This is a genomic window from Streptococcus sp. Marseille-Q4154, from assembly GCF_916700545.1.
In the GTDB taxonomy this organism is placed as follows: Bacteria; Bacillota; Bacilli; order Lactobacillales; family Streptococcaceae; genus Streptococcus; species Streptococcus infantis_I.
On the sequence record NZ_CAKAKN010000003.1, the window covers coordinates 60,234 to 76,400 of the forward strand.

General features: G+C 41.0%; 13 protein-coding genes. 8 read left to right on the forward strand and 5 right to left on the reverse strand.

Translation table 11 applies throughout. From position 1 onward, the window contains the following. The first annotated feature begins 249 nt into the window (after nt 1–249). From LG369_RS07815 to LG369_RS07850, 8 genes are all read left to right on the forward strand, one after another. Complete coding sequence (locus LG369_RS07815) at nt 250–2,895, forward strand: alpha-mannosidase (protein WP_074324775.1); 2,646 nt, start codon at nt 250–252, stop codon at nt 2,893–2,895. Nucleotides 2,896–2,979: 84 nt separating this feature from the next. Beyond that, a complete protein-coding gene (locus tag LG369_RS07820; RefSeq protein ID WP_225750767.1) occupies nt 2,980–3,849 on the forward strand; it encodes an ROK family protein in 870 nt (289 codons plus the stop codon). Continuing rightward, entirely contained in the window at nt 3,843–5,723 is a 1,881-nt protein-coding gene (locus tag LG369_RS07825) for a beta-N-acetylhexosaminidase (RefSeq protein WP_004251013.1), read from the forward strand. Before LG369_RS07820 ends, LG369_RS07825 begins: the two co-directional genes overlap by 7 nt. 200 nt (nt 5,724–5,923) lie before the next feature. Then, nucleotides 5,924–6,853, forward strand: a complete 930-nt coding sequence (locus tag LG369_RS07830; protein ID WP_004251016.1) for an ABC transporter permease — start codon at nt 5,924–5,926, stop codon at nt 6,851–6,853. 13 nt (nt 6,854–6,866) lie between these two features. Next, nucleotides 6,867–7,787: a carbohydrate ABC transporter permease gene (locus LG369_RS07835; protein WP_025170531.1), complete on the forward strand. Its 921-nt coding sequence runs from the start codon at nt 6,867–6,869 to the stop codon at nt 7,785–7,787. 106 nt (nt 7,788–7,893) lie between these two features. Then, nucleotides 7,894–9,378 carry an ABC transporter substrate-binding protein gene (locus tag LG369_RS07840; RefSeq protein WP_006149054.1) on the forward strand — a complete coding sequence of 495 codons (1,485 nt, stop codon included), beginning with the start codon at nt 7,894–7,896 and terminating at the stop codon, nt 9,376–9,378. 441 nt (nt 9,379–9,819) lie between these two features. Next, nucleotides 9,820–10,806 carry a rhodanese-related sulfurtransferase gene (locus LG369_RS07845; protein ID WP_004251023.1) on the forward strand — a complete coding sequence of 329 codons (987 nt, stop codon included), beginning with the start codon at nt 9,820–9,822 and terminating at the stop codon, nt 10,804–10,806. A 122-nt stretch (nt 10,807–10,928) separates the two neighbouring features. Then, nucleotides 10,929–11,789 carry a DUF4299 family protein gene (locus LG369_RS07850; RefSeq protein ID WP_004251026.1) on the forward strand — a complete coding sequence of 287 codons (861 nt, stop codon included), beginning with the start codon at nt 10,929–10,931 and terminating at the stop codon, nt 11,787–11,789. Nucleotides 11,790–11,894: 105 nt separating this feature from the next. On the opposite strand, the gene LG369_RS07855 is transcribed toward LG369_RS07850, so the two are convergent. From LG369_RS07855 to LG369_RS07875, 5 genes are all read right to left on the reverse strand, one after another. Then, complete coding sequence (locus LG369_RS07855) at nt 11,895–12,899, reverse strand: DUF6574 domain-containing protein (RefSeq protein ID WP_004251030.1); 1,005 nt, start codon at nt 12,897–12,899, stop codon at nt 11,895–11,897. Nucleotides 12,900–12,947: 48 nt separating this feature from the next. Next, nucleotides 12,948–13,901, reverse strand: coding sequence for a DUF4097 family beta strand repeat-containing protein (locus LG369_RS07860; RefSeq protein WP_225750768.1), 954 nt, complete (start codon nt 13,899–13,901; stop codon nt 12,948–12,950). After that, nucleotides 13,894–14,487, reverse strand: coding sequence for a DUF1700 domain-containing protein (locus LG369_RS07865; protein ID WP_225750769.1), 594 nt, complete (start codon nt 14,485–14,487; stop codon nt 13,894–13,896). The genes LG369_RS07860 and LG369_RS07865 overlap by 8 nt, the downstream gene beginning before the upstream one ends. Then, nucleotides 14,474–14,800: a PadR family transcriptional regulator gene (locus LG369_RS07870; RefSeq protein ID WP_006153330.1), complete on the reverse strand. Its 327-nt coding sequence runs from the start codon at nt 14,798–14,800 to the stop codon at nt 14,474–14,476. The genes LG369_RS07865 and LG369_RS07870 overlap by 14 nt, the downstream gene beginning before the upstream one ends. A 138-nt stretch (nt 14,801–14,938) precedes the next feature. After that, on the reverse strand, nt 14,939–16,105 hold the full coding sequence (locus tag LG369_RS07875; protein WP_004251040.1) for a CynX/NimT family MFS transporter: 1,167 nt from the start codon (nt 16,103–16,105) through the stop codon (nt 14,939–14,941). Nucleotides 16,106–16,167 lie beyond the last annotated feature (62 nt).

The window sequence follows — 16,167 nt, forward strand, 5'->3', positions numbered from 1 at the left end:
ACTCTTCGAAAATCAAATTCAAACCACGTCAGCTTCACCTTGCCGTATATATGTTACTGACTTCGTCAGTTCTATCTACAACCTCAAAGCAGTGCTTTGAGCAACCTGCGGCTAGCTTCCTAGTTTGCTCTTTGATTTTCATTGAGTATAAGGAGTACGTTTTCGCTCAACTGATTCTTGGAAAGAATCACAAATTTACATTTAAAACGTTAACAATAAAAATTTAAATTTAGAATGAGGTTTTACTTCATGGAAAATGTTGTTGTACATATCATCTCTCACAGTCACTGGGATCGTGAGTGGTATCTACCTTTTGAAAGTCACCGTATGCAATTGGTGGAACTTTTTGACAATCTTTTTGATCTTTTTGAAAATGATCCTGAGTTCAAGAGCTTCCACCTAGATGGACAAACCATTGTCCTCGATGACTATTTAGAAATTCGCCCTGAAAACCGTGACAAGGTGCAGCGTTATATCGACGAAGGCAAATTGAAGATTGGGCCTTTCTATATCTTGCAGGATGATTACTTGATTTCCAGTGAAGCTAACGTCCGCAATACCTTGATTGGACAAGCGGAATGTGCCAAATGGGGCAAATCTACTCAAATTGGTTATTTCCCAGATACTTTTGGAAATATGGGGCAGGCTCCTCAAATCCTTCAAAAATCAGGTATTCACGTAGCAGCCTTTGGTCGCGGTGTCAAGCCAATCGGATTTGACAATCAAGTCCTTGAAGATGAACAGTTTACCTCTCAATTTTCTGAGATGTACTGGCAAGGGGCTGATGGTAGCCGTGTGCTGGGTATTCTCTTTGCCAACTGGTACAGTAACGGGAACGAAATTCCAGTGGATAAAGATGAAGCTTTGGATTTCTGGAAACAAAAATTGGCAGACGTTCGTGACTATGCATCAACTAACCAATGGTTGATGATGAACGGTTGCGACCACCAACCAGTTCAACGGAACTTGAGCGAAGCCATTCGTGTGGCAAACGAACTCTTCCCTGACGTGACCTTTATTCATAGCTCATTTGACGAATATGTCCAAGCACTGGAAAGTGCCCTTCCTGAACAATTATCAACGGTCACAGGTGAGTTGACTAGCCAGGAAACGGATGGCTGGTACACCCTTGCCAATACCTCTTCTTCACGTGTTTATCTCAAACAAGCCTTCCAAGAAAATAGCAACTTGTTAGAGCAGGTCGTGGAACCATTAACCATTATCACTGGAGGCCACAACCACAAGGATCAATTGACCTATGCTTGGAAAGTACTTCTGCAAAATGCACCGCACGATAGTATCTGTGGTTGTAGTATTGACGAAGTTCACCGTGAAATGGAAACTCGTTTTGCAAAGGTTAATCAAGTCGGGAATTTTGTTAAGAGTAATCTTCTTAACGAGTGGAAACATAAAATAGCAACTCAGGAAGCGCAAAGCGACCACCTCTTTACCGTTGTCAACACAGCCTTACATGACAAGGTTGATACAGTTAGTGTTGTAGTGGATGTTGTGACTTGTGATTTTAAAGAATTGCATCCGACTGAAGGTTACAAGAAGATGGCAGCCGTGACCTTGCCAGATTACCATGTTGAAGATTTGGATGGCCATGTCCTTGAAGCCAAGATTGAAGACTTGGGAGCAAATTTTGGCTATACTTTGCCTAAGGATAAATTCCGCCAACCATATATTGCACGCCAAGTGCGCGTGACAATCCCAGTCCACCTTGCTCCGCTTTCTTGGGCAAGCTTCCAATTGGTCGAAGGTCAAGTAAATCACCGTGATGGTATTTACCAAAATGGAGTAATTGATACACCATTCGTAACAGTCAGTGTGGATGAAGGAATCACAGTCTATGACAAGACTACTAACGAAGCTTACGAAGATTTCATCCAATTCGAGGACCGTGGAGATATTGGTAACGAGTACATTTACTTCCAGCCGAAAGGAACTGAGCCAATTTATGCTCAACTGAAAGGTTATGGAGTCTTAGAAAACAATGCTCGCTATGCTAAAATCTTGCTCAAACATGACTTGACCATTCCAGTCAGTGCAGATGAAAAATTGGATGCTGAACAAAGAGGTATCATCGAGTTCATGAAACGAGATGCAGGTCGTTCAGAAGAGTTGACAACTATTCCTCTTGAAACTGAGATGACCGTCTTTGTGGACAATCCACAGATTCGCTTTAAAACTCGCTTTACCAACACAGCCAAGGATCACCGCATTCGTCTCTTGGTGAAAACTCATAACACTCGTCCAAGCAATGATTCTGAAAGCATCTATGAAGTTGTGACACGGCCAAATAAACCAGCAGCTTCTTGGGAAAATCCTGAAAATCCACAACACCAACAAGCCTTTGTAAGCTTGTATGATGACGTAAAAGGAGTAACCGTATCCAATAAAGGATTGCATGAATACGAAATCCTTGGAGACGACACCATGGCTGTAACCCTTCTTCGTGCTTCAGGCGAACTTGGTGACTGGGGTTACTTCCCAACGCCGGAAGCTCAGTGCTTGCGTGATATCGAAGTTGAATTTGCAGTAGAATGTCACCAAGCAGGGGAACGCTTCTCAGCTTTCCGTCGTGCCAAAGCCTTCCAGGTGTCATTTACAGCTCTTCAAGTTGCAAAACAAGAGGGTAGCGTTGCAGCAACGGGTAGCCTCTTTAACCATCCGGCTCTGAACTTGCCACAAGTATGCCCAACAGCCTTTAAGGTGGCTGAGAATGAAGAAGGTTATGTCCTTCGTTACTACAACATGAGTCAAGAAAATATCCGTGTGTCTGAAAAACAACAAACTATTCTTGACTTGTTGGAACGCCCATACCCAGTCCATTCAGGACTATTGGCACCACAGGAAATTCGTACAGAACTCATTCAAAAAGAAGAAATTTAATTTCAAAAAGTAAACATAAAAAGAAAGGAGGAGCGAAAAAGTAAGAACAAACTGCTGATTCGCTCCTTTTTGCAGGTGAAAGCAATGACCATTGCAACGATTGATATCGGAGGGACTGGCATTAAGTTTGCTAGTCTAACTCCTGATGGAAAGATTTTAGATAAAACCAGCACCCCAACTCCAGAAACTCTGGAAGATTTGCTAGCTTGGTTGGACCAACGCTTATCGGAACAAGACTACAGTGGAATCGCTATGAGTGTTCCAGGAGCGGTCAATCAAGAAACAGGTGTGATTGAGGGGATTAGTGCCATTCCTTATATCCATGGTTTTTCATGGTACCAGGCCCTTTCTCATCACCAGCTACCTATCCATCTAGAAAATGATGCCAACTGTGTTGGACTTAGTGAACTGCTAGCTCATCCTGAGATTGAAAATGCAGCCTGTGTTGTCATTGGCACAGGGATTGGCGGTGCTATGATTATCAATGGCAAAATTCACCGTGGTCGCCATGGCTTGGGTGGAGAGTTTGGTTACATGACAACTATCGAACCAGCAGAAAAACTCAATAACTGGTCACAACTAGCTTCTACAGGAAACATGGTTCGTTATGTCATTGAAAAATCAGGTCAGTCAGACTGGGATGGCCGTAAGGTTTACCAAGAAGCTGTAGCAGGCAATGCCCTTTGCCAAGAAGCCATTGAGCGTATGAATCGTAATCTAGCTCAAGGACTACTCAATATTCAGTACCTGATCGACCCAGATGTCATTAGTCTGGGAGGCTCTATCAGTCAAAATCCAGATTTTATCCAAGGCGTCAAAAAAGCTGTTGATGCATTCGTAGAAACCTACGAAGAATATACTATCGCTCCAGTGATTCAAGCTTGCACCTATCAGGCAGATGCCAATCTCTACGGTGCCCTTGTCAACTGGTTACAGGAGGAAAACCAATGGTAAATTTTACCGGAATTAGCAGTAAACAACAGCAAGCTATAGACTTACTTCAAAAGCATATTTCTCTACCAGATGTAGAAGTGGCAGTCGCTCAGTCTGACCAAGCTTCTATCTCTATCAAGGGTGAGGACGGAAGCTATCAATTGACTTATCGCAAACCTCACCAACTCTATCGCGCCTTGTCTGTGCTAGCAACAGCTTTGGTAGAAGGTGATAAGGTAGAGATTGAAGAACAAGCGGCTTATGAAGATTTAGCCTACATGGCTGACTGTTCGCGAAATGCGGTTCTAAATGTTGCATCAGCCAAGCAGATGATTGAAGTCTTGGCTCTGATGGGTTATTCAATCTTTGAGCTCTACATGGAAGACACCTATCAGATTGAAGGGCAACCTTATTTTGGCTATTTCCGCGGGGCTTATTCAGCTGAAGAATTACAGGAAATCGAAGCTTATGCCCAGCAGTTTGACATGACTTTTGTTCCTTGTATCCAGACCTTGGCTCACTTATCAGCCTTTGTCAAATGGGGTGTCAAAGAAGTTCAGCAACTTCGTGATGTAGAGGACATTCTCCTCATCGGTGAAGAAAAGGTTTATGATTTGATTGACGGGATGTTTGCCACTTTGTCTAAGCTACAAACACGCAAGGTCAATATCGGCATGGACGAAGCCCACTTGGTTGGTTTGGGACGCTATTTGATTCTCAATGGTGTTGTGGATCGTAGTCTCCTTATGTGCCAACACTTGGAGCGCGTGCTGGATATTGCAGACAAGTATGGTTTCCACTGCCAGATGTGGAGCGATATGTTCTTCAAACTCATGTCAGCAGATGGCCAGTACGACCGTGATGTCGAAATTCCAGAGGAAACACGCGTTTATCTTGACCGTCTAAAAGACCGTGTGACCTTGGTTTACTGGGATTATTATCAGGATAGCGAAGAAAAATACAACCGTAACTTCGGTAATCACCACAAGATTAGCCAGGATATTGCCTTTGCAGGTGGTGCTTGGAAGTGGATTGGTTTCACACCACACAACCATTTCAGTCGTCTCATCGCTGTCGAAGCAAACAAAGCCTGCCGTGCTAATCAGATCAAAGAAGTCATTGTGACTGGTTGGGGAGACAATGGTGGTGAAACAGCTCAGTTCTCTATTCTGCCAAGCTTGCAAATCTGGGCAGAACTCAGCTACCGCAATGATTTAGACCGTTTGTCAGCTCATTTCAAGACCAATACAGGTCTACCGGTTGAGGACTTCATGCAACTTGATCTTGCCAACCTCTTGCCAGATCTACCAGATAATCTCAGCGGGATCAACCCCAATCGCTATGTCTTTTATCAGGATGTTCTCTGTCCAATCCTTGATAAGCACATGACTCCTGAACAGGACAAGCCTCACTTTGCCCAGGCAGCGGAGACTCTTTCTGCTATTAAAGAAAAAGCAGGAAACTATGCTTATCTCTTTGAAACCCAGGCCCAGTTGAATGCTATTTTAAGTGGCAAGGTGGATGTGGGCCGACGCATTCGTCAAGCCTATCAAAAAGGTGATAAAGAGAGCTTGCAACAAATTGCTAGGGAAGAATTACCAAAATTAAGAAGCCAGATTGAAACCTTCCACAAGCTCTTTAGCCACCAATGGTTGAAAGAAAACAAGGTCTTTGGCTTGGATACAGTGGACATCCGTATGGGTGGCCTATTGCAACGAATCAAGCGAGCAGAAAGTCGCATTGAAAACTACCTAGCAGGCGAAATCTCTCGTATCGATGAGTTGGAAGTAGAGATTTTGCCATTCAACGATTTCTACGGAGATAAGGACTTCGCAGCCACAACGGCTAATCAATGGCATACCATTGCGACAGCTTCGACTATTTATACGACCTAGAAAAACTCTATTCAGAAAAGAAGTTTCCCGTGAAACCTATTCTTATATAAAAAGTTCTCCACATAAAATAATTTGTGGAGTTTTTTCTATAATTTGTAGTTTAAACTGTCCTAAAAATAAGAGTATACTATTTTTGTAAACGTTATCAAGTTTAAAAATGTGAGATTATGAAGTTTTAGAAAATAAAAAGGGAGGAAATTATGAACAAGTTTTCAAAAACTTTAAGAGATAATTGGATTTTTCTCTTAATGGTTCTACCAGGAACAATTTGGTTGATTTTATTCTTCTACATTCCAGTTTTTGGGAATGTGGTTGCCTTCAAAGACTACCATATGACTGGTGAAGGATTCGTCCACAGTATTATAAATAGTAGATGGGTCGGACTAGATAACTTTAAATTCTTGTTTAGTTCCAAGGATGCCTTTGTCATCACTCGAAACACAGTACTTTACAACCTTGGATTTATCTTTATCGGTTTGGTTGTGTCAGTTGGTATCGCCATTATCCTTAGTGAACTTCGCTCTAAGCAAATGGTTAAAATCTACCAAACATCTATGTTATTCCCTTACTTCCTATCTTGGGTTATCATCAGTTTCTTTACAGATGCATTCCTAAATATCGATAAAGGGCTTATCAACCATACCTTAGAAGCTCTAGGGATGAAGGGTATTAACTTCTACGCTGATGTCAGTATCTGGCCTTACCTCCTCCTCTTCCTAGGTATCTGGAAAGGCTTTGGATATAGTAGTGTGATGTACTACGCAACGATCATGGGTATTGACCCAACTTACTACGAAGCAGCGACAGTGGACGGTGCTAGCAAATGGCAACGTATCCGTAACGTAACCATCCCTCAGTTGACACCGCTTGTGACAGTATTGACCATCCTTGCAGTCGGAAACATCTTCCGTGCAGACTTCGGTCTCTTCTACCAAATCCCTCACAACGCAGGTCAGCTCTATAGTGTAACAAATGTATTGGACGTCTATGTCTTTAACGGATTGACTCAGACAGCAGATATCGGTATGGCTTCAGCAGCCGGTCTCTACCAGTCAGTCGTCGGTTTGATTCTCGTTATCCTATCAAACTTACTTGCAAGACGTGTTGATCCTAACTCAGCACTATTCTAGAAAGGAGGAGCATATGGCAAAAAAAATTCAAAAAGAAAAAATTGATAATGTTGGCATACACTCCTTCAGCAAAAAGGCAGATATCTTCTTTAGTATCATATCTGGTTTGCTGGCCTTCTCTTGTATCTTGCCTTTCATCTTCGTAATCATTATTTCAGTTACAGACGAAAAAAGTATTGTTCAATATGGATATAGTTTCTTCCCTTCCAAGTTTGGTGTAGATGGATTCCAATTCTTGGCTCAGTTTAAAGACAAAATTTTACAAGCGCTCTTTATCTCAGCTTTTGTAACAGTTGTTGGAACTTTGACAAACGTCTTCATCACAACAACATACGCTTATGCCATCTCACGTTCAACATTTAAGTATCGCAAATTTTTTACAATCTTTGCTCTTCTTAGTATGTTGTTCAATGCTGGTTTGGTACCAGGCTATATTGTGGTAACTCAGTTACTTCACTTGGGTGATACTATTTGGGCCTTGATTGTTCCGATGCTTCTATCGCCATTCAACATCATGTTGATGCGGTCTTTCTTCAAGAAAACCATTCCAGAAGCAATCCTCGAATCAGCTCGTATCGATGGTGCTAGCGAGGCGCGGATCTTCTTCCAAATCTGTTTACCACTCTCTCTTCCAGGGATCGCGACTATCACACTTTTGACAGCACTTGGATTCTGGAACGACTGGTTCAATGCCCTTCTTTACATCAAGAGTGACAACTTGTATCCATTGCAATATTTGCTCATGCAAATTCAAAACAACATGGATTACATTGCTAAGTCAGTTGGTATGTCAGGACAGCTTGCGGTTGCCCTACCAAAAGAAACAGGTCGTATGGCCATGGTCGTAGTTGCGACTGTCCCAATTGCGATTCTCTATCCTTTCTTCCAACGCTACTTTGTAAAAGGTTTGACTATCGGTGGTGTTAAAGAATAAGAGACACTGAGAAACAAGTTTTCTCTACCCTATCTAACTTTTCTTTGTTGAAAAGTAGATCATTAAAATTGTTTATAAATTAAAAATAAAAAAAGGAGTTTTTATCATGAAAAACTGGAAAAAATATGCTTTTGCATCTGCTAGCCTTGTCGCTTTAGCTGCTAGTCTTGCTGCTTGTGGAAACCTTAAAGGAAACAACCAAAAAGCTGCTGACTCAGCTTCAGGTGACAAAACTGTTATCAAAATGTACCAAATTGGTGACAAACCAGATAACTTGGATGAATTGCTAGAAAATGCAAACAAAATCATCGGAGAAAAAGTTGGTGCTAAATTAGACATCCAATATCTTGGTTGGGGTGACTATGGTAAGAAAATGTCAGTTATCACTTCATCAGGTGAAAACTACGATATCGCATTTGCAGATAACTATGTAGTAAACGCTCAAAAAGGTGCTTATGCTGACTTGACAGAATTGTACAAGAAAGAAGGTGCTGAGCTTTACAAAGCGCTTGACCCAGCTTACATCAAAGGTAACACTATAAACGGTAAGATTTATTCTGTTCCAGTTGCAGCTAACGTTGCATCTTCACAAAACTTTGCTTTCAACGGCCCACTTCTTGAAAAATATGGAATCGATATCTCAGGTGTAACTTCATACGAAACACTTGAACCAGTATTGAAACAAATCAAAGAAAAAGCTCCAGACGTAATGCCATTCGCTGTTGGTAAAAACTTTATCCCGTCAGAAAACTTTGACTACCCAGTTGCAAATGGTCTTCCATTCGTTATCGACCTTGAAGGCGACACTACTAAGATCGTAAACCGTTACGAAGTTCCTCGTTTCGTAGAACACTTGAAGACTCTTCACAAATACTATGAAGCAGGATACATTCCAAAAGACGTAGCAACAAGTGAAACTTCATATGACCTTACTCAAGATACTTGGCTTGTTCGTGAAGAAACAGTAGGACCAGCTGACTACGGTAGCAGCTTGCTTTCTCGTGTTGCTAACAGAGACATCCAAATCAAACCATTTACTAACTTCATCAAGAAAAACCAAACAACTCAAGTTGCAAACTTTGTAATCTCAAACAACTCTAAGAACAAAGAAAAAGCAATGGAAGTGTTGAACCTCTTGAACACTAACCCAGAACTCTTGAACGGCCTTGTTTACGGTCCAGAAGGCAAGAACTGGGAAAAAGTTGCAGGTAAAGAAAACCGTGTTAAAGTCCTTGATGGATACAAAGGAAACACTCACATGTCAGGATGGAACACTGGTAACAACTGGATCCTTTACATCAACGAAAACGTTACAGATGAGCAAATTGCACAATCTAAGAAAGACTTGGAAACTGCAAAAGAATCTCCAGCGCTTGGATTCATCTTCAACACTGACAACGTGAAATCTGAAATCTCAGCTATCACTAACACTATGCAACAATTCGATACAGCTATCAACACTGGTACTGTAGACCCAGAAAAAGCTATTCCAGAATTGATGGAAAAACTTAAATCTGAAGGTGCTTACCAAAAAGTATTGGATGAAATGCAAAAACAATACGACGAATTCTTGAAAAACAAAAAATCATAAGATAGATTGATTTCGTGTATTCATTCCTAAAAGATGCGATCACTGCCTTGTCTGGATTTTTCCAGACGGGGTGGTGATTCTTTTTTTGAGCAAATACATATAATTATCTGTGTTTGAAATCCAGACATTTGCCTTACAAGTAGCGTTGATAATAGGTACATGAAAAATACCATCTACTCCTAAAAATCAGTGCAATTTTTTCTGGATTCGAAATCTTATCAGTCTTGTTTTTTTAGATCATGATTAGTAATTTATTCAAGACAGGCCATGGATATCTTTTTGTTAATTTTTCTTCTTCAAATATTTAATTAAAACAAGATCTGAAAATGGGTCTTGTTTTTTATTTTTCGGTCAAATAAATTGCATTCGCTTTCTTGGGAGAGTATACTGGTATAGTTGAATGAAAATTTCTGATAATTTAATCTTAGAAAAGAGAAGCAAATGTCAAAAGATATTCGAGTTTTACTTTACTATAAATATGTTCCCATCGAAAACGCGGAACAATTTGCTGCAGACCACTTGGCTTTCTGTAAGTCTATTGGCCTCAAGGGCCGTATCCTAGTGGCTGACGAAGGGATCAACGGAACCGTTTCTGGTGACTACGAAACAACGCAAAAATACATGGACTACGTTCACAGCCTTCCAGGTATGGAAGACCTCTGGTTCAAGATTGATGAAGAAAGTGAGCAAGCCTTCAAGAAGATGTTTGTTCGCTACAAAAAGGAAATCGTTCACCTTGGTTTAGAGGATGATAACTTTGATAACGACATCAATCCTCTTGAAACAACAGGTGCTTACTTGTCACCAAAAGAATTCAAAGAAGCCCTTCTTGACGAAGATACAGTTGTCCTTGATACTCGTAATGACTATGAGTACGATCTTGGGCACTTCCGTGGGGCTATCCGTCCTGACATCCGCAACTTCCGTGAATTACCACAATGGGTCCGTGATAACAAGGAAAAGTTCATGGACAAGCGTGTCGTAGTTTATTGTACAGGTGGAGTCCGCTGTGAGAAATTCTCTGGCTGGATGGTCCGTGAAGGCTACAAAGATGTCGGTCAATTGCATGGAGGAATTGCGACTTACGGGAAAGATCCAGAAGTTCAAGGGGAACTTTGGGATGGGAAAATGTATGTCTTTGACGAACGTATTGCAGTCGATGTCAACCATGTAAATCCAACCATTGTAGGGAAAGACTGGTTTGATGGAACACCATGTGAACGCTATGTCAACTGTGGAAATCCATTCTGTAACCGCCGTATCTTGGCATCAGAAGACAACGAAGACAAATATCTTCGTGGTTGCTCACACGAGTGTCGTGTTCACCCACGTAATCGCTATGTTTTAGAACATGAATTGACACAAGATCAAGTCATCGAGCGTTTAGCAGCGATTGGTGAGAACCTAGATCATTCTGAAGTCGTATAATAGTATCAACAGTCCTAAAGGGCTGTTTTTCTATGCTTTTGACTAAAAAATCTTAAATTTGTTTCTGCATCTTTCAGGAAAATGGTGTATACTATATGTAAACGATTTCAAAGGAGACCATTATGGTGAAGACATTTTTTATTCCAAATAAACAAAGTATTTTAGGACAACAGGAGATTCTCACAGCTAAATCAATTTTAGGCTTAGTAGAAGGCCTAGAGTCGCATAGTTATGATGCTGTTTACCTCCGTCAACCTCTTAATCGCCTTGAGTATATCGAGTGTGGAATCGTAGGTAAGTCTCAATTTCTCTTTAAAGTTCGATATCTAGATGCTCAAAAAGGCTATCAAGTAATCATTCCTGACTTGATTACAAGAGCTGACTGGGAGATTGTAGAAGGGCTCTTGCGGGCTTTGTCTAGCAAGGTTGGTGAAGCAGTTGAGGGCTTGGCAGACTTTGATTTGGAAAACTATTTCCAAGAAACGGTTAAGAACTATCTGGCTGATAAAGCTGCTCGTTTAGGTTTCTGTCAGGGTATTCTATCACCTGTTTACTTTGATAAGAAGGATTTGGAAAGTTTCTTGGAAGAAGATGGCTTGGCACGTTTTGAAGAGTTAGTCAAGAAAGTTCAAGGGTCTGATGCCTATCCTTCCAGTGCTAAATTCTATCCAGATGGTGAAGGTAAGGTTCATGGGGTCTACCACCTAGCTCAGGGGGTAAAAACCATTTTGCCAAAAGAACCGGTGATTCCTGCTCCTTACGTTGAGCAATTGGTAGGCAAGGAACTTGTTTGGGAGATTGATTTGGTAAAAATCTCTGGAGATGGCTCAAAACCAGAAGACTATGAAGCGGTAGCTAGAGTTGATTATCAAGCCTTTTTAGGAGCTTTGCCAAAAGAACTTTATCAGGACTTAGATGCTAACCAAGTAGAGGTAGGACCAGTTTCAGGGGAAGATTTTGATAACTTAGTAAAAGGTAACTAGAGGCATAAATGAAAGATATTGGTTTTAAATAATGTGAAAAGGCAGATCGTTTGATCTGCTTTTTGTGTACACAAAAAAATCCTGTCAGAGTGACAGGATTTTATCTTATATAAAAGCAAGGATTCGAAGATAGTCAAAAACAAGAGCCATTTCTGCTAGAAAGAAGAGAAATAGAACACCACCGTTGACTAGGAAAGCTAAAAGAAGGCGATAGAAGGGATCGGTTTGACTATCCTTGCTAGGTCTTGAGATGAAGTAGAGATTGGCCAAGAGAGTCAGACCAATGCTAATCAAGCAAAGCAATGCTGCAAATCGTAGACCATTAAAAAGAGCGAAGAAACTAGCAATACCTGTCAAGAGAACTGGGATAGCCAAGAGTCTGCTATGTGCTTGAAAGGCTCTTTCTAATGTCCAATCACTGTCCTGGTCGACAAAACGTTTGACTACAAATCCACCCATGAGAATTGAAAAGAAGAAGAGACTTGTCGCTACTAGGATGGAGAAGACCGAGAAGAGATTGAGAGACGGGAATTGTTCCATGAAGTGAGCATCGATGCTTGCCATACGACCATAGTAGCCTTGTTTGGCGTGATAAACTGTAAAGAGGAAACTTGTGGCAGAAAAGATAGTTAGGAGCACAAAGGCATTATAACTATGTTTTTTATCTGTATCAATGCTTGCTGTTGGCTCTTTGAGAGCACCTTGTAACCAGACCCAAAAATCAGCCAATTCTTCTTTGAAGATTGTAGTTTTTGTAGGGACAGGATCTGGGACAAATGGACTTTCCAAAGATTTGCTAGGCTGAGCTGCTTCCTTAACTAGTTTTTCTGCTTGGTCTGTCTTTGTTGCCAGTTCTTCTTGTTCTTCAGTCTCTACAGGTTCTTCTGACTTGTCTGTATTTTCCACGATTTCTTCGTGTTCGTCACTCTCTACTTTCTCTAGGTCAGCTTCTTGTTCTTCAGGATTGGCTTGAAGGCTTTCTTCAACCACTGGCAATTCTTCTTTTTCTTTTAACTCTTCTTGGGGAATGACTGGGTCAGATGGATTATCTTTTTTCTCATTGTTGGCTGTTTTCTCGAAATCAGCACTTTCGAACCATTCTTGAGTCATGATGAGACCTCCTTTTTTATTTCTTGTTTGAGTAGTAATGATTAACTATTATTCATGATCTCTCGAATTAGGTGAGCGATCCGGTTCGTCTGGAATGTTGATATCTTGACCTGCCTTTACGACGAGGAGATCTTGCGTATCTTTTTTCTCTACTTTGTAAGGATTTGAGAATTCTTCGTCCCTATTTACATCATTTCCCTGGCCAGGCTTCACTCCTTCTCGAGTTCGATGATAAATAGCTCCGTATTCTGATGAGAGATTGAGATTGATTCGTTCAAGCTCTTTTCTTGATAACATGAGCGATATGTCATTTTCTGCCTCGAATTCTACCTTACCGTGCACTTGGATGTCGTCAGCAGAGATATGTTCATGTTCTGCTTGGATACGGCTATCTGTTAGACTTGTTCCAAATACATTGACAATTCCAGTTGTGGTCAGTTGGCTATTTTTTATCTCGCTATTTGTGATACGAAGAAGAAAGCCATTTGACTGAATCTTGGCATTGCTGAGTTTTACATCGGCAATCGAAAGGACACCGTGGTCGACCTGGGCGGTTAGATCTTTTAATTCTCTTCCTTTTGGCAATGATAGAACGACTTCATCATTGCGGCTAGAAATTCCGCTTGCGATAAAGAGGATACCTTGGATACTAGAACCTACAGAAGGACGTGTAGTTGACTTGGTGTCAGAAATCTCAAGAGTTTTTTCTTTGGTAGAATGTTGAAGATTTTCTTTTTCAGAGATAGTTGGATGATACTGAAGGTGAATCTTGTCATCGCTAGATTCTCTAATGACTAACGAATGTTCTGTCAGTGACATGTTAAGTTTTTCAATATCTTGATCAAAAACGAGCTCTTCCATTCGGCTCTCAAAGACTGGTTTTTGTGACATTGCAAGGAGGCTTCTGATACCGTCTGTTTGGATGCCGATGATCATCATGGCAAAACCGATGATACTAGTAACAACACCAAAGATAAGAAATCCTTTTGTTAATTTACGCATGACTTTCACCTCTCTTTCCTCTATTAAGAATCCACTGAATAAGTCGAAGGATTAGTATTCCAAAGAAACGGGTCACATAGGAAGTCGCTAGCAAGACTAGGGATGAAGCTCCAATAGCTAGCAAACCTCCACCAAAAATCAGCGTAAAGGCAGATGTCGATTCAGCCAGAACGTAGAAGCTTTCAAATAGGAGAACACCTCCTAGGATTAGTCCAGCTGCTGATATAGCAAAGAAGGTTAAAAGTACACTAACCGCAGCGATAAAAATCCCGATGATAGCCATGAGAAGACCAATACCGACTGGAATCCCAATAGGTGCAGCCAGAAGTGCGAGGATTGCGATTTGTAAAACCTGACGGTTGTTCTTATTGGAATTTTCTTCGTTGATTTTTTTATCAAGAAGTGTTGTCAGGATGTCATGGGCAGCCTCTTTTGGACTACCGAGACTAGCTATGAGTTCTTTCTCACCTTCTGGACCAGCATCATCAAAGAGTTCTTTGAAGTAGTCCATGGCTTCGATGCGATCAGATTGAGGAAGCTTCATCAGATAGGCTTCAAGCTGATTCAAATATTCAGTTCTTGTCATGGCGAACGCTCCCTTCTATGATGCCGTTGATAGTGTCAGTGTAGAGTGTCCACTCTTCTCTGAGTACAAATAGTTGCTCCTCCCCAATCTCTGTTAAGGAGTAGTATTTCCGCATCCGACCTTGGTATTCGCGAGAGTATGTAGTCAGATAGCGGTTGGTATCCAGTTTTTTCAAGATGGGGTAGAGGGTAGATTCCTTGATTTTGGCAATGAGTTTAATGGTTTGACTAATTTCATAACCATAGGAATCCCCTTGTTCTAGAATGGCCAAGATGAGAAATTCAATCAAAGCCGCTGATGTCGGAAAATACATGGGGCACCTCCTTTTTAGTATATAAAAATTTTATATATAATTATTCTACACATACATCATACATCTAAATGGAAACGCTGTCAAGTAATATGTATAAAATTTTTACATATAAAAAATCTTCTAGTGAAAACTAGAAGATTAGAGGATTTTATCCGCTCGATCCACCATAAAGAGGGCGACCGTCATGATGATATCAATTACTAGAAGAATCAGTACCGCTGGAACCCAAGACTGGAACATGTTAAAACTGTAACCAAAGAGAGTTGGTCCAAAGGCCGCTAGAATGTAACCACCAGTCTGGGCAAGACCAGATAATTGGGCCGTCTTTTCAGGAGAGCTGGTTTTGATGGAGAAGCAAACCATGAGATAAGGGAAAAGAGCGCTACAAGCAGTACCAATCAAGAGATGCGCTACTAACCAGTAAAGGAAACTCTTGCTCGGGTATAGGAGCATAGCAATTCCAAGCATTCCAGCCAGAGAGATGACTGTCAGCATGATTTGACGGTGACGATTTGATAAACGAGTTGTGAGACTTGGAATGGTCATCGAGAAGGGGATACTAATCAGTGAAAAGATAGAAGCCAGAAGTCCAGCATCTGTATGAGATAGTCCTGCACTGATGGCCATGGTTGGTAGCCAGGTCATACTGGTATAGAAGAGTAGGGACTGCAACCCACCAAATACAATAATAGCCCAAACTTCCTTGTTTTTTAAGATATTCTCTTTCTTTTGTTTTTTCTCACTTCCTCTTAGAAAATGATTGTGACGATGATTGGGGAGCCAGGCAACTAAAGTTAGTAAGCAGACCAAGGATAAACAGAGAATCAAGCCTTTCCAGGATGTTGCCTGAGTAATGGGGACTGAGAGATAGGAAGCAAGAGCCGTTGTAATCCCCATAGAGGTCACATAGATGGTTGTCAGAAAGCCAATCTTTTGTGGGTGATTGGCCTGAATGGCGCTAGGAAGGAGCACGTTAAAGATCGCAATACTTGCTCCGATGAGTAAAGTCCCTAGATAGAGTAAAGGAAGATTAAAGATACGAATCACTGAACCGATGGTCAATACGATAAGACTATAGGTGAAAAGGTGCTCGAGTCCAATTTTTTGAGCCAAACGAGTCGCAAAAGAGGAGAAGAGGGCAAACATCAAGAGAGGGAGACTGGTCAAAACACCAAGTGAACTGACTTCCACGCCTAAACCTTGGGCAATATCTCCCAAAATAGTTGGTAAAGCTGTGAAAGGAGCTCTTAAGACCGCTCCAATTAAGATAATTCCTAGAATAAAAAAGAGTGATCGTTTTTTCATGTGAACCTCAATAAGCTGATTTTGATAACAGCTTATTTTAATTTTTTTTCCTAAAGATGTCA

Coding starts and splice junctions, on each gene's coding strand:
- LG369_RS07815 (WP_074324775.1), top strand. CDS start 250: ATGGAAAATGTTGTTGTACATATCATCTCTCACAGTCACTGGGATCGT.
- LG369_RS07820 (WP_225750767.1), top strand. CDS start 2,980: ATGACCATTGCAACGATTGATATCGGAGGGACTGGCATTAAGTTTGCT.
- LG369_RS07825 (WP_004251013.1), top strand. CDS start 3,843: ATGGTAAATTTTACCGGAATTAGCAGTAAACAACAGCAAGCTATAGAC.
- LG369_RS07830 (WP_004251016.1), top strand. CDS start 5,924: ATGAACAAGTTTTCAAAAACTTTAAGAGATAATTGGATTTTTCTCTTA.
- LG369_RS07835 (WP_025170531.1), top strand. CDS start 6,867: ATGGCAAAAAAAATTCAAAAAGAAAAAATTGATAATGTTGGCATACAC.
- LG369_RS07840 (WP_006149054.1), top strand. CDS start 7,894: ATGAAAAACTGGAAAAAATATGCTTTTGCATCTGCTAGCCTTGTCGCT.
- LG369_RS07845 (WP_004251023.1), top strand. CDS start 9,820: ATGTCAAAAGATATTCGAGTTTTACTTTACTATAAATATGTTCCCATC.
- LG369_RS07850 (WP_004251026.1), top strand. CDS start 10,929: ATGGTGAAGACATTTTTTATTCCAAATAAACAAAGTATTTTAGGACAA.
- LG369_RS07855 (WP_004251030.1), bottom strand. CDS start 12,899: ATGACTCAAGAATGGTTCGAAAGTGCTGATTTCGAGAAAACAGCCAAC.
- LG369_RS07860 (WP_225750768.1), bottom strand. CDS start 13,901: ATGCGTAAATTAACAAAAGGATTTCTTATCTTTGGTGTTGTTACTAGT.
- LG369_RS07865 (WP_225750769.1), bottom strand. CDS start 14,487: ATGACAAGAACTGAATATTTGAATCAGCTTGAAGCCTATCTGATGAAG.
- LG369_RS07870 (WP_006153330.1), bottom strand. CDS start 14,800: ATGTATTTTCCGACATCAGCGGCTTTGATTGAATTTCTCATCTTGGCC.
- LG369_RS07875 (WP_004251040.1), bottom strand. CDS start 16,105: ATGAAAAAACGATCACTCTTTTTTATTCTAGGAATTATCTTAATTGGA.